Annotated in this window: 26 protein-coding genes and 1 other annotated feature; of the genes, 17 read left to right on the top strand and 9 right to left on the bottom strand. The window is 33.4% G+C overall.

Translation table 11 applies throughout. From position 1 onward, the window contains the following. Window positions 1–6 precede the first annotated feature (6 nt). Window positions 7–215: a binding site (T-box leader), on the top strand. A gap of 83 nt (window positions 216–298) precedes the next feature. After that, a complete protein-coding gene (gene tyrS, locus JIN86_RS04910) occupies window positions 299–1,567 on the top strand; it encodes a tyrosine--tRNA ligase (RefSeq protein ID WP_004226134.1) in 1,269 nt (422 codons plus the stop codon). A 50-nt stretch (window positions 1,568–1,617) separates the two neighbouring features. On the opposite strand, the gene JIN86_RS04905 is transcribed toward tyrS, so the two are convergent. Together JIN86_RS04905 and JIN86_RS04900 are read right to left on the bottom strand one after the other, a co-directional pair. Further along, window positions 1,618–2,421, bottom strand: a complete 804-nt coding sequence (locus JIN86_RS04905) for a cobalamin-binding protein (RefSeq protein ID WP_004226135.1) — start codon at window positions 2,419–2,421, stop codon at window positions 1,618–1,620. A gap of 139 nt (window positions 2,422–2,560) precedes the next feature. Continuing rightward, entirely contained in the window at window positions 2,561–3,766 is a 1,206-nt protein-coding gene (locus JIN86_RS04900) for an iron-containing alcohol dehydrogenase (RefSeq protein ID WP_004226138.1), read from the bottom strand. 551 nt (window positions 3,767–4,317) lie between these two features. Here JIN86_RS04900 and JIN86_RS04895 point away from each other — a divergent pair. Together JIN86_RS04895 and JIN86_RS04890 are read left to right on the top strand one after the other, a co-directional pair. Continuing rightward, entirely contained in the window at window positions 4,318–4,866 is a 549-nt protein-coding gene (locus JIN86_RS04895) for a MarR family winged helix-turn-helix transcriptional regulator (RefSeq protein ID WP_202341359.1), read from the top strand. 90 nt (window positions 4,867–4,956) lie between these two features. Then, a complete protein-coding gene (locus JIN86_RS04890) occupies window positions 4,957–6,153 on the top strand; it encodes an MFS transporter (protein WP_202341358.1) in 1,197 nt (398 codons plus the stop codon). A 163-nt stretch (window positions 6,154–6,316) separates the two neighbouring features. Here the strand turns inward: JIN86_RS04890 and JIN86_RS04885 are convergent, their stop codons facing one another. After that, on the bottom strand, window positions 6,317–7,495 hold the full coding sequence (locus JIN86_RS04885; RefSeq protein ID WP_483306272.1) for a tyrosine-type recombinase/integrase: 1,179 nt from the start codon (window positions 7,493–7,495) through the stop codon (window positions 6,317–6,319). Window positions 7,496–7,554: 59 nt separating this feature from the next. Next, complete coding sequence (locus JIN86_RS04880) at window positions 7,555–8,028, bottom strand: helix-turn-helix domain-containing protein (RefSeq protein ID WP_202341356.1); 474 nt, start codon at window positions 8,026–8,028, stop codon at window positions 7,555–7,557. Between the two features lie 131 nt (window positions 8,029–8,159). Between JIN86_RS04880 and JIN86_RS04875 the strand changes: the two genes are divergently transcribed. From JIN86_RS04875 to JIN86_RS04830, 10 genes are all read left to right on the top strand, one after another. Then, entirely contained in the window at window positions 8,160–8,387 is a 228-nt protein-coding gene (locus tag JIN86_RS04875) for a helix-turn-helix domain-containing protein (RefSeq protein WP_202341355.1), read from the top strand. Window positions 8,388–8,409: 22 nt separating this feature from the next. Beyond that, window positions 8,410–8,679: a hypothetical protein gene (locus tag JIN86_RS04870; protein WP_202341354.1), complete on the top strand. Its 270-nt coding sequence runs from the start codon at window positions 8,410–8,412 to the stop codon at window positions 8,677–8,679. Between the two features lie 45 nt (window positions 8,680–8,724). Next, window positions 8,725–10,587, top strand: a complete 1,863-nt coding sequence (locus JIN86_RS04865) for a DNA primase family protein (RefSeq protein ID WP_202341415.1) — start codon at window positions 8,725–8,727, stop codon at window positions 10,585–10,587. Between the two features lie 462 nt (window positions 10,588–11,049). Further along, window positions 11,050–11,463 (top strand): hypothetical protein, encoded by a 414-nt coding sequence (locus JIN86_RS04860; protein ID WP_202341353.1) that lies wholly within the window; start codon window positions 11,050–11,052, stop codon window positions 11,461–11,463. A gap of 315 nt (window positions 11,464–11,778) precedes the next feature. Then, window positions 11,779–12,285: an HK97 family phage prohead protease gene (locus tag JIN86_RS04855; protein WP_202341352.1), complete on the top strand. Its 507-nt coding sequence runs from the start codon at window positions 11,779–11,781 to the stop codon at window positions 12,283–12,285. 30 nt (window positions 12,286–12,315) lie between these two features. After that, window positions 12,316–12,906 (top strand): hypothetical protein, encoded by a 591-nt coding sequence (locus tag JIN86_RS04850; protein ID WP_202341351.1) that lies wholly within the window; start codon window positions 12,316–12,318, stop codon window positions 12,904–12,906. A gap of 35 nt (window positions 12,907–12,941) precedes the next feature. Further along, window positions 12,942–13,106, top strand: coding sequence for a hypothetical protein (locus JIN86_RS04845; RefSeq protein ID WP_202341350.1), 165 nt, complete (start codon window positions 12,942–12,944; stop codon window positions 13,104–13,106). An 86-nt stretch (window positions 13,107–13,192) separates the two neighbouring features. Then, window positions 13,193–13,507: a sigma-70 RNA polymerase sigma factor region 4 domain-containing protein gene (locus JIN86_RS04840; RefSeq protein WP_202341349.1), complete on the top strand. Its 315-nt coding sequence runs from the start codon at window positions 13,193–13,195 to the stop codon at window positions 13,505–13,507. An 11-nt stretch (window positions 13,508–13,518) separates the two neighbouring features. After that, window positions 13,519–14,160 (top strand): hypothetical protein, encoded by a 642-nt coding sequence (locus JIN86_RS04835; RefSeq protein ID WP_202341348.1) that lies wholly within the window; start codon window positions 13,519–13,521, stop codon window positions 14,158–14,160. Between the two features lie 390 nt (window positions 14,161–14,550). Then, the gene (locus JIN86_RS04830) at window positions 14,551–15,408 is read left to right on the top strand and encodes a hypothetical protein (RefSeq protein WP_202341347.1); all 858 of its coding nucleotides are present in this window, start codon (window positions 14,551–14,553) and stop codon (window positions 15,406–15,408) included. Between the two features lie 242 nt (window positions 15,409–15,650). On the opposite strand, the gene JIN86_RS04825 is transcribed toward JIN86_RS04830, so the two are convergent. The 4 genes from JIN86_RS04825 to JIN86_RS04810 form a co-directional block, all read right to left on the bottom strand. Then, window positions 15,651–15,836, bottom strand: coding sequence for a hypothetical protein (locus tag JIN86_RS04825; RefSeq protein WP_202341346.1), 186 nt, complete (start codon window positions 15,834–15,836; stop codon window positions 15,651–15,653). Between the two features lie 36 nt (window positions 15,837–15,872). Beyond that, window positions 15,873–16,913: a serine/threonine-protein kinase gene (locus JIN86_RS04820; RefSeq protein WP_202341345.1), complete on the bottom strand. Its 1,041-nt coding sequence runs from the start codon at window positions 16,911–16,913 to the stop codon at window positions 15,873–15,875. Window positions 16,914–16,927: 14 nt separating this feature from the next. After that, window positions 16,928–17,398, bottom strand: a complete 471-nt coding sequence (locus JIN86_RS04815; protein WP_202341344.1) for a hypothetical protein — start codon at window positions 17,396–17,398, stop codon at window positions 16,928–16,930. Between the two features lie 419 nt (window positions 17,399–17,817). After that, a complete protein-coding gene (locus JIN86_RS04810) occupies window positions 17,818–18,045 on the bottom strand; it encodes a helix-turn-helix domain-containing protein (RefSeq protein ID WP_202341343.1) in 228 nt (75 codons plus the stop codon). A 222-nt stretch (window positions 18,046–18,267) separates the two neighbouring features. On the opposite strand from JIN86_RS04810, the gene JIN86_RS04805 reads away from it, so the two are divergent. The 3 genes from JIN86_RS04805 (at window position 18,268) to JIN86_RS04795 (ending at window position 21,351) form a co-directional block, all read left to right on the top strand. After that, entirely contained in the window at window positions 18,268–19,056 is a 789-nt protein-coding gene (locus JIN86_RS04805) for a helix-turn-helix domain-containing protein (RefSeq protein WP_202341342.1), read from the top strand. A gap of 129 nt (window positions 19,057–19,185) precedes the next feature. Continuing rightward, window positions 19,186–19,740 (top strand): hypothetical protein, encoded by a 555-nt coding sequence (locus tag JIN86_RS04800; protein ID WP_202341341.1) that lies wholly within the window; start codon window positions 19,186–19,188, stop codon window positions 19,738–19,740. Between the two features lie 129 nt (window positions 19,741–19,869). Beyond that, window positions 19,870–21,351: a regulator of G-protein signaling domain-containing protein gene (locus tag JIN86_RS04795; RefSeq protein ID WP_202341340.1), complete on the top strand. Its 1,482-nt coding sequence runs from the start codon at window positions 19,870–19,872 to the stop codon at window positions 21,349–21,351. Between the two features lie 229 nt (window positions 21,352–21,580). Here JIN86_RS04795 and rpsD read toward each other — a convergent pair whose 3' ends face one another. Then, window positions 21,581–22,183, bottom strand: a complete 603-nt coding sequence (rpsD, locus tag JIN86_RS04790) for a 30S ribosomal protein S4 (RefSeq protein WP_004226141.1) — start codon at window positions 22,181–22,183, stop codon at window positions 21,581–21,583. Between the two features lie 573 nt (window positions 22,184–22,756). Between rpsD and JIN86_RS04785 the strand changes: the two genes are divergently transcribed. After that, window positions 22,757–24,535, top strand: a complete 1,779-nt coding sequence (locus JIN86_RS04785; protein WP_232735596.1) for a sensor domain-containing diguanylate cyclase — start codon at window positions 22,757–22,759, stop codon at window positions 24,533–24,535. The last annotated feature ends 33 nt before the right edge of the window (window positions 24,536–24,568 follow it).

The raw sequence follows: 24,568 nt of genomic DNA, 5'->3' as shown, positions 1-24,568 counted from the left end.
TATAGTTTTCTGGTGATGAAGAGTTTGCAGTAGTGTCTATATTCCCTGTTTAGAGAGCCAGTGGTTGGTGGAAACTGGTCATAATGTAGAGACGAATTACGTACTTGGAGCTTAGACGTGCGCGCCTGCGATAAAGGCGGCTGAATGAAGTGGAAGGTGGATGACATCTTCAAGCTGGGTGGTACCGCGTTAGTTTGCAACTTAACGTCCCTGCATGCAATTGTTTGCGTGTAGGGACTTTTTTTATTTAAACATGTCCATGCACGTAACGAATTTAACCATTTTAGGAGGAATGAACATGACAAACGAATTATTACAAGATTTAGAATGGCGTGGTTTGCTATACCAACAAACAGATGCGGAAGGCATGGCAAAATTATTAAATGAACAATCCGTATCTTTATACTGTGGGGTAGATCCAACAGCTGACTCCATGCATATTGGACATATTGTTCCATTGTTAACACTTCGTCGATTCCAAAAAGCAGGCCACCGTCCAATTTTACTTGTTGGTGGTGCAACAGGGATGATCGGTGACCCGTCTGGCCGTTCAGAAGAGCGTCAATTACAGACAGTAGAGCAAATCGATAAAAACGTTCAAGGAATCCGTAGTCAATTAGAACGTATTTTCGAATTTGCAGAAGATGGCAATGGTGCGCAGCTTGTGAACAATCGTGACTGGATTGGTAATATAAACACAATTGAATTTTTACGTGATTATGGGAAATTAATTAACGTAAACTACATGTTAGCAAAAGATACGATTGCTTCTCGTCTTGATACAGGAATCTCATTTACAGAGTTTGCCTATACGTTAATTCAAGGTATTGATTACAATCATTTATACAATCACTACAATTGCCGTATTCAAGTAGGTGGCTCTGACCAATGGGGTAATATTACAACAGGGTTAGAGGTTATTCGTAAAACACACGAAGAAGAAACGAAAGCCTTTGGAATTACGATTCCATTAGTAACAAAGGCAGATGGCACAAAGTTTGGTAAAACAGCAGGTGGTGCTGTTTGGCTCGATAGTAAGAAAACATCTCCATATGAGTTCTACCAATTCTGGATCAATGCAGCTGATGCAGATGTCATAAAATACTTAAAAATCTTCACGTTCCTATCTCGTGAAGAAATTGAAGCTTTAGCCGTATCTGTAGAGGAGGAGCCACATTTACGTAAGGCACAAAAGGCACTAGCTGAAGAAATGACTCGTTTAATACATGGTCAAGAGGCATTAGAGCAAGCCATCCGTATTACAGCTGCTTTGTTCTCAGGAGATCTAAAAGCACTTTCAGCTGAAGAAATGAAGGATGCTTTTAAAGATGTTCCTTCTATTGAAATGGCTAAAGATGATAAAAACATTGTGGACCTACTTGTGGAGGCAGGCATTTCCTCTTCCAAACGTCAAGCACGTGAAGATGTATCAAATGGTGCAATTAGTGTAAACGGTGAAAAGGTAACGGATTTAGAATATGTAGTCGATGCGAAGGATCGTTTAGAGGATGCATTTAGTATTGTCCGTAGAGGTAAGAAAAAATATCATATGGTGAAATTTATCTAATTTCTATTTGCAAAACCACATCCCCAAAAAAGTTGGATGTGGTTTTTTAATCATAAGAAACTCGGAAGTTTTATTTGTTCATATTCTTTAGGATGCAGTATTTTTCCAAGCTTTATAGCACCTTCAATAAGTCGTGGAGAAGGACGACAATACAGCCATTCTTCCATTACATGAAGCTGTTCCGATTGAACGGCATGTAGCTCTTTGGCATATGGACGTTTTAATAAATTAGCAGGTTGGATACGCTCAAAGGCTACGCCAACCCAAGCCATCATGATATAGTCAGGCTGGCGTTTAACAACATCTGTCCAATCTGTTTGAACACTAGCAAGCTCAACATCTTGAAATAGATTAGTGCCACCAGCAAGAGCGCTAATTTCTGTTAGCCAATTTATTTTCCCAGGAGTGAAAATAGGGTTTGGCCACCATTCCCAATAGAGGGTAGGTTTCTTCGGAATTGTTTGTGCAATGGAATACATTTTTCCGATGGAATGCATGTACTCTTCAGCAATTGTCTTTGCTTGTTCCTCTACTTGACAAGCTTTCCCTAGTGTCAGAAGATCTTGCGCAATTTCTTCTAATGAGTTTGCATTAAAAATAATATGAGGAATATTTCTTTCTTTTAGTGCCTCAATGTTTTTTTCCATACCAGGTACACTCAAGGAAGCCAGAACAAGATCAGGCTGTAGTGCCTCTAATGCCTCCATGTTAATTGATAAATCAGGCCCAAGCTGTGGTAGATCTTTAACCGATGATGGCCAATCGGAATAATCATCAACTCCAACGAGCTGGTCTGTCAGCCCTAAATAGGCGACTAATTCTGTATTGCTAGGACAAATTGAAATTAAACGCATATTGTTTTCTCCTATTCTTTTTAAGAAAAGTATAGCGAGAGTTCCCGTGATAGACAACGTGTGTGTATCGAGCCCATAAAAAAGGGGAGAAAACATTTGTTTTCTCCACCCTTTGTATAGGTTTATAGGAAACCATCGATTAAGAGAGGGCAACTGCCTCGAGTGACTCTTCTTTTTTCACAATAGGACCCATTGCATTTGTGATGATTTGTTTGATATCCTCTAGTGTTGCTTTACGAGGATTCGTCTCAGCACACACATCTAACAATGCATTTTTTGCTAAGATCTCAATATCCTCATCTTTTGCACCTAATTCACGGAAGCCGCTAGGAATATTTAAATCTTGTGATAACTTCTCAATAGCTGTAATAGCCTTTTCAGCGGCGTCGCGCTTACTTAAACCTTCTACATTTTCTCCTAATAACTCAGCGATACGAGCAAAGCGCTCTGTACGTGCTGTGACATTAAATCGACAAACGTGTGGTAATAAAATTGCGTTGCACACGCCATGCGGTAGGTTATAGAAACCACCCAATTGATGAGCAATTGCATGAACATAGCCAAGTGATGCATTATTAAAGGCCATTCCCGCTAAAAATTGTGCATATACCATTTGTTCACGAGCTTCTATATCAGCTCCATTTGCATAGGCACGAGGTAAATATTCAGGGATTAGTTGAAGGACCTTTTCAGCACATGCGTCCGTGATTGGTGTAGCATTCGTAGAAACGAATGATTCAATAGCATGTGTTAGTGCATCAACCCCAGTAGCTGCCGTAAGAGCAGGAGGTAAACCAATCATTAATTCAGGATCGTTTATAGAAAGTAACGGTGTCACGTGCTTATCAACAATGGCCATTTTTACTTTGCGTGCTGTATCCGTGATAATAGTGAAACGAGTCATTTCACTGGCAGTACCAGCAGTTGTATTAATTGCAATTAATGGCACAAGTGGATTTTGTGATTTGTCAACGCCTTCATAATCATGAATGCGTCCACCATTCGAAGCAATAAGTCCGATACCTTTTGCTGCATCGTGTGCGCTGCCTCCTCCAAGAGAAACAATAGAATCGCAGTTTTCCGCATGATACACGGAAATACCATCTTCAATGTTTTGATCTGTTGGATTTGGTTCTGCTTTAGGGAAAATTGCTACATCAATTCCAGCAGCTGTAATGATGTTTGCAATTTGTTCTGAGAGACCTAATTTGTGTAGGCCCTCATCTGTTACGATTAATGTCTTTTTCACTTCTAAATCATTTAAGCGTTTACCAACTTCTTGAATTGCTCCAGGTCCAAATAAGTTTGTTTTCGGCATAACAAATTGCTTTAGAACGTCTGACATATTTCCAACCCCTTTTAAAAAATTATTATTGCTTGAATGATGGTGAACCACCTTTCGCAATTCATCGTATTCTATTTTTTGTAAAAGTTCAACTCGTATTTTTATTAAAATTGTTAATTTTTTTCGTGTTATTATTTTACAAAAAAGTTAAGGGGATGAAAGAAGGGCCGGAATGTTGTTTTGTAGTAGAATATTGAATTTAATAAGGTTTTAAAAATATTTTACTATGAAAGTAAATTATATTTTTTGGAAAACAGTTCTATTTAGATGATCTGATCTAATGAATAGTAAATAACTGATATTTTGTTTTTAATATAAAGGTAGTGATTATGTTATATTGAAACTATGTAATTGCTATTTTAAAGTACATAAAAATGTCACAATATAAGAGAAAAAATTATTGTTGGTTATAATAATCTGGGCAATGCGTCTGCGCTAAAAAAGTAGTGCATCATTTTGAAGAAATCAGTGAATATAAAAATTCTTGCGTTGGATTAAATTTATAGTTAGAATAGTTGATAGTTAGATAATCTAATTAAAAGGTGATTGTAATGACAAAAAGTAAGAAAACGTACACACATGAAGATGATTTACCTGTATTAGGGGTAGAGCCGTATATGGAACTGATTCAAATGTCTTCTTCAAGTGATACAAATCGAGAAGATGCCAAGCTGGGATTAATGTTGTTATGGTTAAGTGATTATGTGCTGGATGTAGCAGACAATGAGTTAGCTCCTTTTGGCATTACGGAAAGTAAATTAGACTTATTACTATTGCTGACTCTACATGAAGATAGACGAGCGACTCCATCCGCTTTAGCTCAACGATTAGGAATTACGAGAGCATCAGCAACGTCAATGCTTGATTGGCTAGAAAAGAGAAATCTTGTTGTACGGAATCATAGTAAAGAAGATCGGAGGAAGGTCTATGTAAGTTTAACGGATGAAGGTCGTGCTTTTATAACGAAAGTGTTACCGACTTATTGGTCGTCATGTGCTTCTAATTTAATTGCTTTGGACCCTGATGAACGAAAAGTATTTGAAAAGCTAGTGAGTAAATTATTAAAATCTATACAAAGAAAATTAAAGGTGGAACGTTAAACTGTAGCTATGTTGGTACAGTTTAATTTTTAATCATTTAATTAGATTATCTAACTATAAGTTAATCGAACTAAAAGGGTGATGTATGTAATGAACATTCTAATTTCAGGAAATCGAGCAAATTATGCTTTAATGACAACTATTTTATCCTGGACAGGTATGGTAGTGATGTCGAGTCTCTATTTAACAATACCTCTGATAAGTGTATTCAGTGATTATTTTCATATTTCATTGACTAAAGCGGGTTTTACATCTAGTGTTTTTTCACTTGGATTTGCACTAGGGTGTTTTTTCTATGGTGCGATATCAGAAAAATATGGTCGTAAAAATATCATTGTATTTGGGCTTTTTTCATTAAGCGGAATAACGTTACTTCTAGGTTTAATTAATGACTTTTCTTTTATCCTTCTATTGAGAGGATTACAGGGGCTTGCGGCAGCAACATTTTCACCAGTAGCACTTGCCTATACTCTTGAGGTTTTTCCAAATGATCGAAAAGTTGGGGCAGTAGGTTTTATCAGTACGGGATTTCTTGTAGCGGGTATAGTTGGTCAGGTGTTTAGTGGATATGTAGGCGATCATAGTCATTGGCACGTCATCTTTTATGTACTTGCTGTAGTGTATGTTATGACTGCTTTGTTAGTCATGTGGATCTTACCGAAGGGAATGATTCAGAATGAAACTAAAAATATATGGGCTCCTTTGAAGAGAATTGGTATTATTTTCACCAATAGAAATTTGATTTTTAGTTATATCATTGCGTTTGTATTATTAATGTCATTTGTCAGTATGTACATTATTTTAGGGGCTTATTTAACGAGTGATTTCTTTGGTATGAAAAGTCAGAACCTTATTTACATTCGTATCTTTGGGATAGTGGGGATGGTTATGTCACCATTTGCGGGGAAAATAGCAAAGCGTTTTAATGTGCTGTTTGTACTGAAAATGGCCTTAACTCTTTCGATTATTGCACTGACCGCGATGAGCTTTATTTCAACTATAGCTGGTTTAACAATCTGTAGTATTTTATTTGTTGGTGGGATTGCACTTGCTGTTCCTTCATTAGTAACGCTTGTTAGTCAGTTTGGTTGGAATATGGGAGGGATTGCAGTTTCTATGTACACGGTAATTTTATTTGCTGGAACAAGTGTTGCACCGTTCATATCTGTTTATTTCATACAATTTGGTAGCTTTACTGTAGCCTTCCTCCTACTTGCTACAATACTTGGTACTGGATTAGTTTTTGCGCTAATGATTAAAAGCGGAAAAAACGTAGGTTCTAATTGATTGTTCATAGAAAATAGGATCATGACGATTAAACGTTGAAAAAAAGCCCTGAAGCCTTGGTATACAAGGGATTTCAGGGCTTTTATTAGCATCATTTGATTAACGAGAGTAGAATACAACTCACCTAGAAAATGCATTAACATCAATGGTTTACGGTACATATTTAATTTTTAGCCCCAGAATTAGCCCCAATACTATCACTGAAAATCTGAACTGTTTCTTCTTCGAGTTCTTTTAATACATGTCCATATACTTCATAAATCATTGCTGGTGTATTTCCTAAACGTTCGGCAATTACTTTCACATTGACACCTTTATTTAATAATACGGTACAGTGTGTATGGCGTAATCCATGAAGTGTGATTTCAGATAGACTTGCTTTTTCTACCACACGTCTAGTCATATAAAGTAGTCCAGAATCCGAAATTGGTTCACCTGTTTGATAGGAGACGAATATATAACTTGTATCTTTAATTTTCTTTCCGAAAGCAAAAAGAGTGGCTTTACACCATGTATGGTATTTCTCTAGTTGTGCAAGTACAGACTTTTCAACTTTAATCGTACGTAGGCTATTTTTAGTTTTAGGGGGACGTGTCCCTTTTTGATCTCGAGTACGTTCAATAGTAATTGTATTATTTTTAAAGTCGATATTTTTCCATTGAAGTCCGCATGCTTCACCTCTACGAATACCTGTATAGGCGATCAATAGAAGGAAAGTATAATTTGTAATGTTTTCTGTTTCCTTAGCAGTTTTTAAAAACAGGCCTAATTCCTCAGGAGTTAGATAATTTTCATCTGCTTTATTGGAAACGTTCGCTGTTTCATCAAATGCAATTTTGGTAAAACGATTTCGAAGTAAAATTTCTTCTTCTACTGCAGCGTTGATAGCAATTTTAAATAAATTGTGGAGCAATCTAACTGTACTTGGCTTATATGTCTTTTCTAGCTCATTAATATAATGCTTTTGATAGATAGCTTTCGTAAGTTGTTGCAGCTTGAAATGTCCAACTAATGGCTTCATTTGTAAACGGATAGCCATTTCACGTTGTTTACGTGAGGTTACTTTCCATTTCTTTTGATTGGATTCATACCAAATATCTAGCCATTGGCCAACAGTTAGGTTATCATTTTCAATATACTTTGTTTCACCGCGCAGCGTTTGAGCCTTGACTTCCAACAGGGCTTTCAATGCTGCTTTTTCTGTTTTAAAGCCACTTTTCTTCTTTTCTCTCCGTTTATTAGCAGCATCATAATACTTATGCCTAAACATCCATAGCTTTTCTTTATTTGCATTGAAATAGTGATATATTTCAGGTTCTTTTGTTGATTTATATAATTTCACCTTGTCCATTCCTTTCATGCTTGGCGGCGTGTGTACAGGAATAGGTTAGTAGGTGAATACTAATCAAGAATTGTTTTAATCATTAACCGAAGTTTTTCCTGAATGTCATCTGGAAAAGGACCATCATCATTGAAAAAATAAAAACAGCCTTCATTATTTGAATTCAAGTAAATTGGCATCTCAACATTATGATTAAAAGTAGCTTTAACAAATTCAGGAGATGTTGCTTGTTTTAAAATTTTTCCAGTTGAATCCTGATAGACTTCATCATAAACTTGCCAATCAATATTGTAGCCAGCTTCTTTCATAAGAAGGTTATATACTCTTAAAAATTTACTATCGTCATTACCAGATAAACCTTTGGACAGTTGTTTAATCATTGTAGGTTTTGGAGGATTTCTTCTTGAGTTCTCTAATTGTGAAAGATATGAGTGAGACGTATCTGATCGTTCTGCCAATTCTCTAATAGTTAACTTATGTTCTTTCCTTAAGCTTTTTAGACAAGTGGCAAAACTAATATTTTCTGTAGTCATTATAAAACCCCCTTTAAATGAAGTATAAATTAAAACCTTAAAAAAATAAACAAAAGTTAACCAATTTGGTTGCAAAAGTATAACAAAACATGTTAGATTATAGATATAAATTAAATGAAGGAGGAGGAAGGGTGACGAAGTTATTATTGAAAAATGGTGATGAATTGCGTTCTCATATTGCATTAAAAGGACATAGTTTAAAAAGTTTCAGTAACTTGTTAGGAGTTAATAATAATTATTTATCGGCTATCTTAAAAAAGAGAAGGCATCCATCACCAATGTTGGCTAAGAAAATCTCCAATGAATTAGATTCGAAAATTGAAGATTTTTTTTATACAGACATTGTTCACAAAAGTTAACCAAAATATAAGAGGTGAAAAAATGTTACCAGCACATATTGAAGTAAATCTTGATAAAGTAGCTATTCGACAATATATCGAGCAAAAATTGAATGAAGAGGTGAGAGAGGTTCTTTGGCTAGTTGATATAGACAAAATGGCTGATTTAACGTGTATGTCACGTCGATGGTTAGAGGATGTAATTATTTGTGATGTGCGTATGAGAGCAATTGAAGTCAAAAAGAATCGTAAGCGATGGTGGCCATATCGACAAGCTTTTGAAATTATAAATGAAATTACAAGTGAGTGGTGAAATTACACAGTTTGGCGGCGTGTGTACTGAAAGTAGGTGAGTAAAATATATAAAGGATATTTACGGGGAAATGGTAAGCATGCTGCTTCTGCATTCAAAGATGGTAGCAAGCTACTTTCTTACAATACAGCTAGGTTAGAAGATTCCTATGTAGGTATTTTGGATGATGAATTTATTATGGTCGATGTTGATGATATGGATGAAGCTGAAATAGTGCTCGACATAGTAGAAGATAAGGATATTAAATGTTCTGTATTACAAACGAGCAACGGCATGCATTTTTATTTTAAAGGTTATGATTTAACAGCAAACAAAATCAAGTGGTATTCCAACATTGGAATATGTTGCGATTATAAGCTTGGGATAAAAAATACTGCTGATCCACTTAAAATAAATGGCCAGGTTCGCAAATGGCTAAGAAAGTGTGAAGAACATGATCCTTTGCCAACTTGGTTGTATCCTTACAACAAGAAAAATCCTAATTTGACCAAGTTGTCTGATGGTGATGGACGAAACGATAAACTTTTTACTTACATTTTAAAAATGCAGTCGCAGGGCATGGCCAAGAAGGATATTAAAGAAACCATTGCCATTATCAACAATTATATTTTAGAGCAACCCGTTGATAAGAGTGAATTAAACATTATTTTACGTGATGATGCATTCATGAAAGAATCATTTTTTATTAAGGGTGTGTTTCATCACGACAAATTTGGTGATTTTTTAATCAATGAACATCACATTTGCAAAATAGCGAACGTGTTGCATATTTACCATGATGGGGTGTATTCAGATCGAGAGGAAGATATTGAGCGAATGATGGTCAAACACATATCATCACTGACCAGGGCAAGAAGACAAGAAACACTCGCTTATATCCAGCTCAATGCAAAAGAAAAACAATTCGCTTCAACACAATACATTGTTATGAAAAATGGCGTGTTTAATTTAGAGACATGGCAGCTGCAAGACTTTTCACCTGAGATTATTACACGTAACAAAATTCCAATTGCTTATGTGCCAGGTGCTTATTATGAAGTAACTGACCGTACTCTAAATAAAATTGCAGTCCATGACAAAAAGATACGATCTATCTTAGAGGAAATCTTAGGTTATTCAATATTAAGGGATTGTCGTTATTCTTATTCGTTCATTTTGACAGGTAACGGTTCCAACGGTAAATCATCGTATTTAGAAATTCTAGCTGCACTTGTCGGCGAAAATAATCTTTCGTCATTAGATTTAAAAGAGTTGGACCAAAGATTTAAAACTGCAGAACTGTTCGGAAAGCTCGTCAATATTGGTGATGACATTTCAAAAGGTTATATCAAAGAATCATCTATTTTTAAAAAGCTGGCAACTGGTGAACGTTTAAATGTAGAGCGTAAGGGAAAGGATCCATTCGATTTTAAGAATTACGCAAAATTAATATTTTCAGCAAATGAAATGCCACGCATTAATGATTATTCCAACGGATTAGTTAGAAGGTTATTTATTGTACCCTTTAATGCAAAATTCGAGATTACAGATGAAGATTATGATCCGTTAATTAGGCAGAAATTAATTTCAGATGAATCGATGCAATATGTGTTGAATTTAACACTTAAGGCATTAAAGCGGTTGCTTGAAAATAAAGGATTTACAAAATCGAAAGTAGTAGAAAAAGAGCTGCAAAAGTATCAAGAAGAAAATAACCCAATTATTAGCTTTGTTACAAATGAAGATGTGGAGTTGGAGCGATCTGTTGTGGGTGATGTCTATTTACAGTACAAGGTTTATTGCAGTGAAAACGGATTTAATCCAGTGAGCAACATTAGCTTTAGTAAGCAGATTAAACAACTTTTCGGTTATGCTACTAAGCAGCAAAAAATAGACGGTAAAAATAAACGCATCTTTGTTAGTGATTAATTTATAAAATGCGCTACCTTTTTAACGAATAAAATACCTTTTTCATGCGTTTGATATTTTCCCTAGGGAAACACGTTGATATATCAAGGAAGTTTTAAAAAAAGTGATGGAATTTCCATCACAAAAACGACTGAAAATTTACCGTTTTCCATGGTTTTCATTAAAAAAATAGGTTAAATGCGTTACCGGTAACAGATAACTGCTACCTCACAAGTTCAGTCATATCAAGGGTTTAGAGATAAGTAACAGATGGTAACAGATAAATTCAACTTCTTTATATTTTATATATTTATATAAGAATATTTTTTTTATCTTATAAAAGAAAAATAGGGGGTAAATGCGCTACCTTTTTTGAGCTGAAATCATAAGAAACGCTGATATATAAGGGTTTAAGAGGGTAACAGATGGTAGCAGAAGGTAACGCATTTTAAATAACATAGGTGTTCTAATGAGGTGAATATAGTGGAGTTAAATGAAAATAAACGAATAACCAAAGCAATGATTCAGGATGCAAAACGGAAAAGAGATAAAATGTTTCAAGAAATGAGTGATAAAGAAATATTAGCTTATCTGCCAAAAAATAAAGGTTATTTTTATGAATTTGAAAGGATATCTGATATAGGCATTTTTATTCCAGAATGTTGCATATGTGGTGGATTGCATAAACACGGTAAGGAAGAATACAACGGTACACGTATAACCATGTGTAAATTAAAAGGCCTTGTTGGAAGTAATGAAGTCATTCCACATAATTATAGTATTAATATCGATTGGGATGATTTAGATAATGTCAGATTAGCTAATAAGTATGGCATTAAGATACCAGTGGAAGTTAATAAGAAAGAGGCCAATAATGAAAGAGATACGTTGTGCTAAGTGCAGTAAGTTATTACTTAAAACAAATAAAGAGTATGAAGTAAGTACAATTGATTGTGAGTTAGAAGTACAATGCACACGCTGTAAAGCAATCAATCAATCAATACAAAGTTAAATAACATTAGAGACTCATGAAGTCCAGTAGCTGCACAGTGATGTGTATGTTATTGGATTTTTTATTTTCTATTAATAAATATAATTCGTGAGAGTACCCCCCAGGGATGTGGTCTAAAATCGTGAAATTACTGTACACCGACTGCCCCCATTTGTTCTAAAAAAATTCCCTAAATGAAAATTTTTAAGGAGGTGAGGAAATTGAAAAAACTAGCAAATTTAAAAAGTATCACATTAAAGGGATATGTGAATTTAGTCGGCAGACCAAGTGTGATGCTGCATAGCGAGGAATATGGGGATTTTATTGAAATTATTCTACCAGGTGCATTTGAAAAAGCTTTATTGTTGGCTGAAGATGTGGACTTGATATTTAATCACAGGGAGTCGCGGAAAATGGGATCCATTAAACAAGGAAATGTTGAATTGTATGAAGATAATTTAGGATTGCGTATTAAATGTACAATAACAGATCCACTAGTGATTAAACAGGCCAAAAATGGTGAACTAAGGGGTTGGTCTTTTGAATTCAAGCCATATAGACAGCATTGGATCAAGGGAAATGATGGCACTAAAAGAAGATTTATTAGAGATTTATCTTTAAAGTCTGTGTCTCTTTTAGGGATGGGACAGACTCCAGCTTACAACGATACATCAGTGGAAATTAGTGCTACACCTTATAATTCTCTAGATATTATTGGGGAGAAATGAAATTTCTAAAATTGAAAGGAATGAAAGCAAATGAATTTAGAACAATTAAACTCTAAAACTATTAACAAAATTAATTTATACATCGAAAATAAGCAAAAATTAGCACTTAAACTTAACGAAAAGCGTAATGAAGTTAATGATTTACAGGTGGAATATGAACTTGAAGAGCAGGCATACCTCGTTGATTTAAACGAGGGCGCTATTAGTCGAATGAAAGAGATTAAACAAGACATTGCTGGTCTAGAAATCGAAATTAGAGGAATAGAAGTCATTTTAAATGAAAACAGCAAATCGAAGTTTATTTTATCGGATGATGATCGACAAGAGTTATCCAAATCGTTTTCAAAAGTAAGTGAAAAAAGAGACAAACTTTTTAATGATTTTTTGAAGAAAAAAGGAGAAGTAATTGCAGCATATAACAAACTCAAAGAAGAGCATGAAGATGTTAATGATTTATTTTTAGACATTATTACTCTAGTGGAAAATAATCTGGAAAGAGCAGAATATCGACAAACAAAAGCAGCACTTTCAAATATTCAAAATGGGGACATCATCCAAGAAGCGAAGGATATGTTTGAACAGTGTTCCACAATTAAATCCAATCCTGACTGGTTATTCTAGATGTGATTCTTACATTTGGGAAGGGGGTGTAAAACATGAAATTAAGAGCGTTGCAAAGTTTTAGTGGTGCTATAGGTAGTTTCCATGAGGGACAAGTTTTTGAGATTCAAGACTTTAATTTTGCCCAGAATCTAATCAATTCTGGATATGCAGTAGAGGTTGAATCGTGTCCAACTTGTGGAAATACCATAGATAAATAGTTAATACAAGATTAAAAAAACACTTACTTCGGTAGGTGTTTTTGTGAAAGTAAGTTGAATAAAAGTGATTGAGAAGTGGTGAAAACATGTCATTTTGGTTGAAAGATTATGCTAGTTTGCTAGAAAAGCTAGAGTATTTACAGTTTAAACTGACGGATCCAGAACTGAATGAACAAGGAAAGCAAGATACAGAAAGTCAATTACAATTTTGTGTAGAGCGTAAAGCACAGTTCGAACAGCTGATTTCTAGGTTTGATTCATTGGAACAAAAAATTTTATACCGTAAATATGTAGAAGGAAAGACATTGGAATCAATAGCAAGTGAATTAGAATATAGCGCAAATTATATTTATAACAAGCATTCGGAAATTCTAAAAATATTACGGTTTTATGAAAAGTGAGGTGATGGTCTGTGAATCTAGCAATGATTAACGAAGAGTTTGGAGAGCAAATAGCAGCCATTACAGCTGGTACAAGGTATGAAATAAGTAGTGTATCGGATAACGATGTTCCAGTTATGGAAGCCAGGATCCGTAACACCATGTATTGCTTGTGGAAGGATGCAACGTCAAATGAGTTGGCCAAGTATTTAAAACGATCAGCGGAACAATACTTTCAGGAATTGTATGAGTTTTCATACGGTGTTACCTCTTATGATGAAAATGTAAGTATAACTAAAGGAACCGAACGACTCGCTTTAATGATTATTGCGGAGAAAGAGAACAGGAAACGTCAAATAGACCGCTTAGAGAGGGGATATGAGCGTTTTTGCTCTATTATGGATAGTTTACCCACACAAGATGTGGAAGTGCTACAGCAGTACTTTATAGAGCGAAAAAAGGTTGATTATGAACTATTACGTGAGGTTGTGAAAAAGCATCTTAAATTCATTGAGGTATACTATGATGCAGATACAGAAGCTGCAGAGCAACGTTCAAAAGAGATTACTAAAGACATTGATGGCCCAGCTCCAAAAATAAAGTCGATACCGATTCAACAGCTGGAGAAGAATAAGAAAAGAGCTTTGAAGCAGCTTAATAGTTTGTTTAAATAGACACTTACCTTTGGGTAGGTGTTTTTTCTATTATTATGTGATTATTGGTTTTTTATTTGAAATATTTTACTTTTGTGTTTATAGTTTTTATATAAATAGAAGGAGGAAGAATATCCAAGTTCTTTCTCCGTACTATTCGTATAAATCCACTTGAGCATTTTCATAACAGGGATGTAGAACTTTCAAAAACAAGTAAAAAGCGTGTAGAGAGCAATCTAAGCCTTTCTATAATTGGTTTAAAGAATGTGATATTCGTTTAGGAATTTGCAAAAGACTAAACTTAGAAAAATTGCCTTGAATGGTGGTTGGTGGGTATAAGTTCACGAAAAGATTACAAAGAAGATTTTTTGATTACAATAATAATTTTATAAGAATGTAGGTGAGATTTCTTTGGGAAAAACAAAAGTAAATAACCCTAATATTGAATTAAGAGATTTGAAGTTTAATCTTTATCTTGATCCTTCAAAGAAAAAACAGTTTATTAGAATTTTTGATTTGTTAACTGAGACACATGATCAAACTATCAATACAGTGTACAAACATTTGTTAGCAGGACCAGATGAGGTAGAGAAAATTTTTATTGAAGAATTTGAAGCAAAAGAAAACAGTAATTTTAATCCCGATTATTTCGATTATGGAGATTATATGGAGGAAATGCAAAATTATGTATGGGACCGTTTAGACGAACAGTATTTAATGCTTTATCAATTCAAATTAATGTCTTTAAGTAATTTATACCAAGTGTTTGAACAACAATTACGAAAGTGGCTATATGAAGAAATTACTCACCGTACGAACGAACATTATAATCAAGTTAAATTTAACCATGTTAGTAATGGGAATAAAAATACATTTGATAGTTTTTTAAATAATTTCGGAAAATTAAGGGATTCTCTAGAAGAATTAAATTTGACGTTTACGAATCCTTCAGGTAGTGAAGAATTAATTGTAGATACTAATATTTGGAAAATAATAAGAGAGTGTAACCTTTTGTCAAATACATTTAAACATGGGAGTGGATCTTCAGCCGAAAACTTATACAAACTCTGCTCAGAATACTTTGAAAAGGTAAATAAAACACGTTTGATGGATTTTTACAGAACAACAAATTTAGAAAGGGTATTGAATGTTGAAAAGATTTCTTTTGAAAAATACAGTAATGCTATGCAACAGTTTTGGATAAACATGAAAGAACATCAAAGATGTTCAATTAAAATGAATGTTGATATTTCCTCAAAAAAACAATAAAACTAAAAATAATACCATTCTGTATGGGTGGTCAAAAATAATCTTTAACAAAACACTTATTTCGGTAGGTGTTTTTTCATTTATTACCAATATAAAAAGGTAAAACAGGAATAGTCATAAATCTCTTTGAATGAAAAAATAGAAATTTTCAACTTGAATTAAATTGAAAATTTCTATCTTGCTATAGATATTTATTTGATTTTTTCCACATCGTTTTTACCGTACTCTAGTAGAGAAATAAATTATTCTTTGTAAAAAATTGATTCATCGATGGGTTTTATTTGTACATACCCATTGTCCAAGTGTATTATTCGATAGTTATCTCGCATGTCAATGGCTTTATCCTTAATCAATCTTTCATGATGTGTTTCTAGAGGATATGGATTATTTTTGCATAAATTACCTTTAGTGAATTTAAACTTACCCATATATACACCCTCCTATCTTCGGATTATCTAAAGGTATTAAGCGTTTAACAGTCTTTTTACTTGCTTAAAAACTTCATCTTTACTTTTATGTCCTTTAGTATTCCATTTATTCACTCTTGTCTTAGTATTGTCTTTCTTTTTGACTTTATACCCCTCAGTTATCCAATGAGAACCATCGAGTTTTATTTCCAATGAATAAACAAAATTATCATCCTCATACTGATAAACAGAATGAGTGTTCCCACATTCATTATAACTCCAATTTAAATCATCTTCAATAGTGCTAATTGCATTTATCAAATCCAAGATACTTTCATATCTTAAAGTTTCATCATTTGTAAGTGCTTTAGTTATTATTTTTTGAAGTTTATCCGGTATGTGAGGAAGATAATGATTTTTCTTAGGAAACTTGCCTTCGATTATTTGTTGGTCTAGTAACTCCCGACTTTCTTCAAATTGTTCATAAAATATTTTATTCCCATTACACATTCTATATAAAGTAAGGCCAATTTGATAAACATCTGTATAAAAGGAGAATTTTCCTGTTTTAAAAGTTTCAGGCGGCATATGCAAAGGGTATAATTTATCAGGTTGGGCGAATCCGTGTTCATTTAAATATTTAGCTAGACCGAAATCTGTTACTACAGCTTTATTTGAATTACTTATTAAAATATTTGTAGGTTTGATATCAAAATGTATTAATTCTTTAGTATGCATATAGTGAATACCTGAAAGGAATTCTAAAGAGTATTTAACAATTTCATTAACTGTTAGATATCTTTTATCAATTAAACTATTTAAAGAACCATTTTTATAATATTCCATAGCTATATAGATGTAATTATCATCTTGAGTTGCATATCTTACTCCCATAATGTTAGGGTGCTCAGTTGCGTATAACATTTGAGCTTCTAAAAAATAATCTTCAACTTTTGTGAATTCGGATTTACTAATTTTTTTTACGACTAATTCAGCATTTAATTGAGGGTCATATGCAATATTTACTTCTGAATTTCTGCCTTCTTGACCGATGTTTTCTCTGTATTCTAATTTAAGCATTGTATCAACTGTTAACATTTTAATACCCTCTTTTATAGATTTGAAACAGCGCAAGCTGTAACAATACATTCTCTTTCTTCAAGTTTTAAAGTTTCCCATTCTTCAATTTCTGCAAATTTCATCTCTGCATCTAAATAACTTTTTATCGAACTGTCATCTAATAGTGATTTCATTTGTGAGATTTGTAATATAGCATATTTTTCAATCGTACTATTAGCAAATAGTTCTTGTATTACTCCTTCTATATTCATTCTAAAAACAGAAGGGTTTCTTGCAATATTTTCGGTAATTCTTAGTCCAGCAACAGTTATTCCATATTGAGAAATAACTGCTAACAGATTAGTTCTAATAAATGCTAATTGTTCAGGAATTTCTATTGCATTAGGAATGTTCAAATAATTACATCTACATATTTCAAAGTGATCTTCTTTTATTTCAATAACTGAAAAATAAACTCTACTTTGGGTTTTACTCGGTGATACTCTTATACCTAGTGAATACATCAAAATCCTACTTTCTATACATATATTAAACATTAATATATGTATAATACCAAAATAAGGATTTGTTTCCTATGATATATTCATTTTTTATAAAAAAAAACACTGTGTTTTATAAATCATTGTTACTATTTCTATTTCGTGATGTGTAGGGAAATCCTCTTATTAATTAACGCCTTATCGACTTTTTAAGAGTAATGTCCCAGCGAAATGTCCTACCGTTGAAATGCAGGAATCCATTGGGGGAGTAAGCATAAACCTATATATTTTGAATCTTAATCATTTATTCCTTTAATCTTTTAAAACATGCTCTTAATAATTAATATATATAATCAAGCAGCTGCAGAAATGTGGTTGCTTTTTATTATGGAGAAAAGAAAAACAGCTCTCTTAATGAGTAGCTGTTTTTTGCTGTGTTAATTTTACTTTTTTGTCTCTGGAGTGAACTCTAATAAATCAGATAGTTTACATTCAAAGACTTCGCATAGCGTAATTAAGGTTTTTAAATTTGTCGATTTCATTTCCTCATCAGTTCCTTTATACAACCGATTAATAGCATTTCTACTAAGTCCCGACTTCTCCATTAATGCTGATATTCCATCAATACGATGTTCAGCCATTAAAATTCTTAAATTTGATTTTATAACCATTAGAAGACCTCTTTTTTAGTTTGATTATAGCACTTTTGAAGTTAAATTGTTTCTCAAAGCATTAAAAAGTAACCTTGAAAGGTTAAAATATAACTTTACATTAACTTTTCGGAGTGATATATTAACCTTGTGGAGTTAATTCATTAGAGAGTACTTGTTTATCATCAAATATTAATCAGTAAAAGAACTAGTCAGTTGATACAGGAAAGTGAGGTGATAACGATGGCATTTGAATACTTAGCAACTTATAAAACATTTGAATCAATTGCAGATATGGATACAGCTGTTGAGAGTCATATGGCAGCACACTACTATGCCCTAACAGAAAGTGAACGTGCCATCGTTTTCAAACTTGCTAGCCATGCTTTGGAATATCCAGGGGCATGTCACTTGAAAGCTGCCACAATCGCTACAGCGTTGGAGATCAGCACAAAGACGGTTTACCGCGCTATTTCAAAGTTGGAATCGTTAGGGATTATCAAGAAACAATCAACTATGAAGGTAAAGGGAGGTAGAGGTGCAAACATTTATATTATTTTGCCGTACCAATCTGAAACACGCGAGGATCCTGCCGAGCCTATCGAGGAATGTGAGGTTGTTCCATTACAAGAAGTTTATAACCGAGCTTATGCTGATAGGGAAGCGTGCAAAGAGTTCATGAATGAGTATCAACAAATGCTATTTGATTTTATGCATTCATTACCTATTCCAGATAACTTTAAGGATGATCTGCATAAAGTGGTATTGGCATCTAATGTAAGTAGTATTCAGGAATTAATAAACGCCAAAAATATCATTTTTAAAATGGCAAACGATATTAAAGACGGTGTACTGACGGTTACTAGTACATTAAGAGCCGTATTTGTAGGAGCCCACAACAAAGCAGTACAGCGCAAAGGTAAGCATCCAACAACAAACACATCATATATGAAGACAAAGCCTTTAAATGTACGTCCAGTACCGTTTTATAACTGGCTAACCGATAGAGATGGACCAACAGAAGTATTTTAATATGAAGGAAGTGAGTACATATGAAAGTAACAGTTAAAGAATGGAGTGTTATGTCAGACCACAATAAACAATTACTTTTGAACGCGGTGGCAAACAAATAAAACATAATATAGAGGGGAAATGATTAAGGTGCAGCAACAAACACAACACTTATTAGAAACAGTAGTGCTCGAAAATAGTGGTAATGTATATAACTTATCAGCACAGATGATTCAGTTGGAGGTTGTAAAGAACGCAGTATCAAGACTAATGGAAAGAATTGATGAAATCACTTATAAAGGTTGGGATAAAGATCCTAGCATGTCATATCTATCAATCAATGAAATACGTGATACGGTTCGTTTAATTGATATGGGATTCTATCCATTGTTCAAAGAAATAGCTAAAGAAGTTGAAGCAATTCACATTCATTCGGAAGAACTATTCAACACAGTAGTTAATGGTGTATCAGAGCAATCAAATGATGCAGCTGCCAAACCTGATATGAATAGTGTGGAAGGTTGGAACTGCCTTACTATGGAAAACAACATAAAAACATTTATCAAGGAATTTGGTAGAGAACCAGAAAGCTTTGAGGAAGTGTTAACTTATATAACTGAAACCGTAGAGAAAGTTATGGTTAAAAGCGAGGAAAATAAAAAAGTCACTTCTGGAATAGTGGCTAATGAAAACATTGCAAATTGAGTAAAATAACTGGCGGCCACAATTATTGTGGTTGCTTTCTTTTACGAAGGAGAAAAATTAAATTTCAGTTTTTTTATTCTTTGTAGTATTCTTTATAAAATAGTAATAATTATCCAAGGAGATGGTTGAATGGAACTGAGGGATTTTATAGATGATATGATTCACGAAAATCTTAATCTTAATATTGAAATTGAAAAAGAGAATGTAATAATTATAACGCCTACCAATAGAATTAACTATAAAACAGATTCTTTAGATAGGGATTTGGTTTTAAAAGTATTGTTATTTATTTCTCAAATTACATTAGAAAATAAATTTAAGATTGAATCCGTAGAAGAGGAGGAAATTTTTCTTTTAAATGAAAAATACAGTATGGAATTTCTAATTTTGATAAATGATGCAGGAGATTATCAAAATAAATATAATAATATATCTAACGCTATTGATGTATTAGATACAATTCAAAGAGACCATCCTAATGTAAGTATTCGAGGAGTTTATCAACTTGATGAAGTTTTTTTTAGTAACGACGAATGGGTTTCGAATATATGTTTCAACTATGAGTACTTAGATGAATTTATTTTAGACATTACGGCATTTTTTTATTATACATATGAAAAAAATCAGTGTTTATATACAAAAGATTATATGGAGTATATTATAGATTTTCCAGAGCTAGACCCTCTTTTAGGCTATATTGATTTGCCTGAGATTTATGGTTCTCAAGTTTACGACGACAAAGTTTATTTTGAAATTACAAAATTATCACTACCTTTATTTAATCTACTTATGAAAGAACAAGAGTATGGCAGTGAGGTAGAGTATGAACATTATGGAGTATTATCATTAAAGGTATATAATTTAAATTCTGTTTCCAATATTCTTTATAACGATTCTAACTTTAAAGAATATGCACTTAAAATCACTAAAGATTTTATATTTCATCTTTCAATGAAATATAATATAAATTTGAATATTGTTGAAAAAAACATGAATGAAATTGATACAGAAGACCTAGTTTCAACACTTTACGAGAAATTAGAAATGATTCAAGAAAATGATTTAGTTTATAAACAAGAATACGATAAGGATCTTATACAGTATTATTACCAGGCTTCATTAATGGAAGATAGTCCGTTTAAATATCTTGCCTATTATCAAGTAATTGAATGTATTTATGATGAGGTATTAATGGCCACCACTGTAGGAGATATACAACAATTGATCAACTCTAGTTGGTTTAATTCTTATGATAAGACAGATATTCAAAAAATAATTGAAAAAATCAAGTGGCATAACAACTCTAAAAAGGATGAAGACAAACTAAAATTAGTGATGGAGAAGTATTTTAGAAACAATGCATCTGATGATGTTTTCCTTGAGGTTAATAAAGAAATAATTGAACTATGTAAAAAGATGAAAATTATTAAAGACGACATAGAATTTAAAGATTTACAGAAACTTCAAAAGAAAATATATAGATACCGATGTGATTGTACTCACTCTAATCGTACATATCCGATTTCAAAAATTGTTGATAATAATAGTATTCAAGATTATATAAAGTTAATTAAATTAATTTCTGAAAGAATAATTTTAAATTACCATTAACTCAATTGTAGAAAAAAGATTGAGAAGGCATTAGCCTCAATCCACTCACCTATTCCTGTACACACGCTCGCCGTATTTTATTAGCCCCAATCTAGCCCCAATGTTAGCCCCACAACAATGATTTTTAATTCATTAATGTGCATCGTCAATAAAAAGCAAAAACCCTAGAAAACCTTAATATAAAAGGCTTTCTAGGGTTTTCTAAACTACTCTTTGCAGAGTAATTTAATTAACGAGAGTAGTACTCTACGATGAATGCTTCGTTGATTTCAGCTGATAATTCAGAACGTTCTGGAAGGCGAGTGAATGTACCTTCTTTTTTGTCAGCATCAAATGTTAAGTAGTCAGGTACGAAGTTGTTTACTTCGATTGCTTCTACTACTACAGCAAGGTTTTGAGATTTTTCACGAAGAGAAATCGTTTGACCTGGTTTTACGCTGTATGATGGGATATCAACGCGTTTGCCATCTACTAAGATGTGACCGTGGTTAACTAATTGACGAGCTCCACGACGAGTACGAGCTAAACCTAAACGGTAAACTAAGTTGTCAAGGCGAGTTTCAAGAAGGATCATGAAGTTTTCACCGTGAACACCTTTCATTTTACCAGCGCGGTTAAATAGAGTACGGAATTGACGTTCGTTCATACCATACATATGACGAAGTTTTTGTTTTTCTTGAAGTTGTAAACCGTATTCTGATAATTTTTTACGTTGGTTTGGACCGTGTTGTCCTGGTGCGTAAGGACGTTTTTCGATTTCTTTACCTGTACCGCTTAGTGAGATACCAAGACGACGTGATAATTTCCAAGATGGACCTGTATAACGAGACATATTGTTGTCTCCTCCTTTAAATTTGGTTTTTTTGTTGTAAAACAAAAACCAGTAGTACCCGTTCTTACACGCATTTTATTTTCATGTACTTTCGCCTATGCAGCCGTTAGGTTACACAATACACCATCTAATTTTCATTACTGATCATCTAAGTAGTTGTACATCAGAAAATAGAGGAATAAAATACAATCATAAGCTTATACCACTGCTGCGTTTATTTTACACAACTTCCATTGTAACTGCTCAGGACAAGGACGTCAATTGTTAGCTAGTAAAAAAATATAAAAGAACATAGTAGGAAACTCCTCATTACCTATTTTGAATAATATGGGAATAGTTAATGATACGCTGTGTTATGTAAATTGTAAAAGTAAGGGATAATTACATAGTCAAAATGACACAAATTATGTATAATATATTATAAGTTAATAGTAATTGATTTGGACGTTATATAGAAAAGGTGATTTCATGACAGACCATTTACAAACGCTAAAATATATAAAATCTGATGTTTTGAGCTTTTGGGTGAGTTCTTATGAAGAACAAACTAGTTTTAATGGGTATTTTTGTTCATTGAAACAGTTTCTAAAGAAGCGCTTGAAAATTGATAATGCTGCTTTTCTTAGTTTTGAAGGTAATTCCTTAATCCCAATCGAAGAGATGGCTTCATTAACAATTGAAACAAAGCTAAATGCTGTGTCATGGCTGATGATCGAAGCTAGTTTTTATCAACAAAAAGTAGTGAAAATTCCTTATATATTGAAAGCAAGACAGGCCTATTCAATGATGACAGATATGGTGCTTTTCCAAGCAGAGGGCAAAAATCCCATTGGTATATTACTTGTGGAGGCAACAGAGTCTTGGACAGACTTTATGACCTCGGAGTATGGTGAAGAGTGTATAGAAATACTTTCAAAGGTTCTTCAAATGATTAGAGACAATTTAGATGTCAAAATAAATGAAGACCAATATAGAAAACTATATAACATGACTGACTTATTTCATTCAACAATGGATATTGATTTAATTTTAGAAAACGTACTAAAAAATATACGGGATAATTTTCCTGAGTTTAATGTGGAGCTTATTTTATCGAATGATCAAGATCGACACACGACCATCGATATTAAGCTTTTTGATTATTTATCAGAAAGACCTGCTACAATTGAAGCCTTTGTATCAGGGGAGTTAACGACAGAGTTAGCGAGCGATTTAAATTGTCGGTTGTTAAATGCACCGATTAAGGGCAGGCAAGCGATTTATGGCATCTTGCAAGTAAGTGCTCCCACCACTTATCTTTTTTCAACAACCGAAAAAGATTTTGTACGGATGTTGGCACAAGCTTCAGGAAATGCTCTTGAAAATGCAAAGTTATATCATCAATCGCATCGCCTCGTAAGTGACTTACAACTCATTAATGAAACTTCGCATCGTTTAAATATGCGAATTGACATTCATGAAATGTTACTTTTCCTACAAAAGCAGTTACTGAAATCCTTTCAGCCAATGGAAGTATGTTTCGCATTTAAAAAACACGATACATTTGAAATAACAGGTGCAAGTACCACCCTGTTCCATTCAGAAAACGGTCAAAGTTATATAAAACATGTTGAACAGCACTTTGCTCAAACGAATGATCCACTATTTGTTGCCGATTTCAGCCGTCTAACGCCTAATCAAATTGAGTATCGCTCTATTATGGCGATTCCTATACTTATGGAGGAAAAGATTAATGGTTTTAGTATTGTCTTACATAAAGAGCCATATTTCTTTTCATTCGATAGTTTCAAATTAATGCAATCTTTAATTCACCATTCATCATTAGCCATTGCAAACTCAATTTTACGAACACAGCTTCAGGAAATGGTCGATTTGGATCATTTAACCAAATTGTATGCTCGCAGTTACCTCGATCAGTTTGTAGAAAAATCACTTGAATATGATCAATCGGGTATGTTTTTGTTAATTGATATTGATAATTTTAAACGCATTAATGATACGTATGGTCACCAAGTTGGAGATAAAATTCTTGTTCAGATTGCGGTTCAATTAAAAGAGACTATTGGAAGTCGTGGGATTTGTGCAAGATGGGGTGGAGAAGAAATGTCTGTCTATGTCCCTAATATCGATGAAAAAGAAGCTTTAGAATTAGCATCAACCATTGTGGAAGTCATCCCAAGTGCCACAGATCCACAAGTAACCATTTCTGCGGGTCTTATAACATGGGATGAGCGAGATCGACCAGCATTCCAATCTGTGTTTTTACATGCAGATACAGCCTTGTATGAAGCGAAAAACAGCGGGAAAAATCGCTTTTGTACTCACAATGGATCGTTCCAAACGAATTCATAGAATTGATAGAGCAAAATGTAAATGGTTGTTTAA

This window comes from Lysinibacillus sp. HST-98 (genome assembly GCF_016757845.1).
Lineage (GTDB): Bacteria > Bacillota > Bacilli > Bacillales_A > Planococcaceae > Lysinibacillus > Lysinibacillus capsici.
Note: the sequence above shows the minus strand (reverse complement) of the source record. Positions and strands in the feature narration are given on the sequence as shown.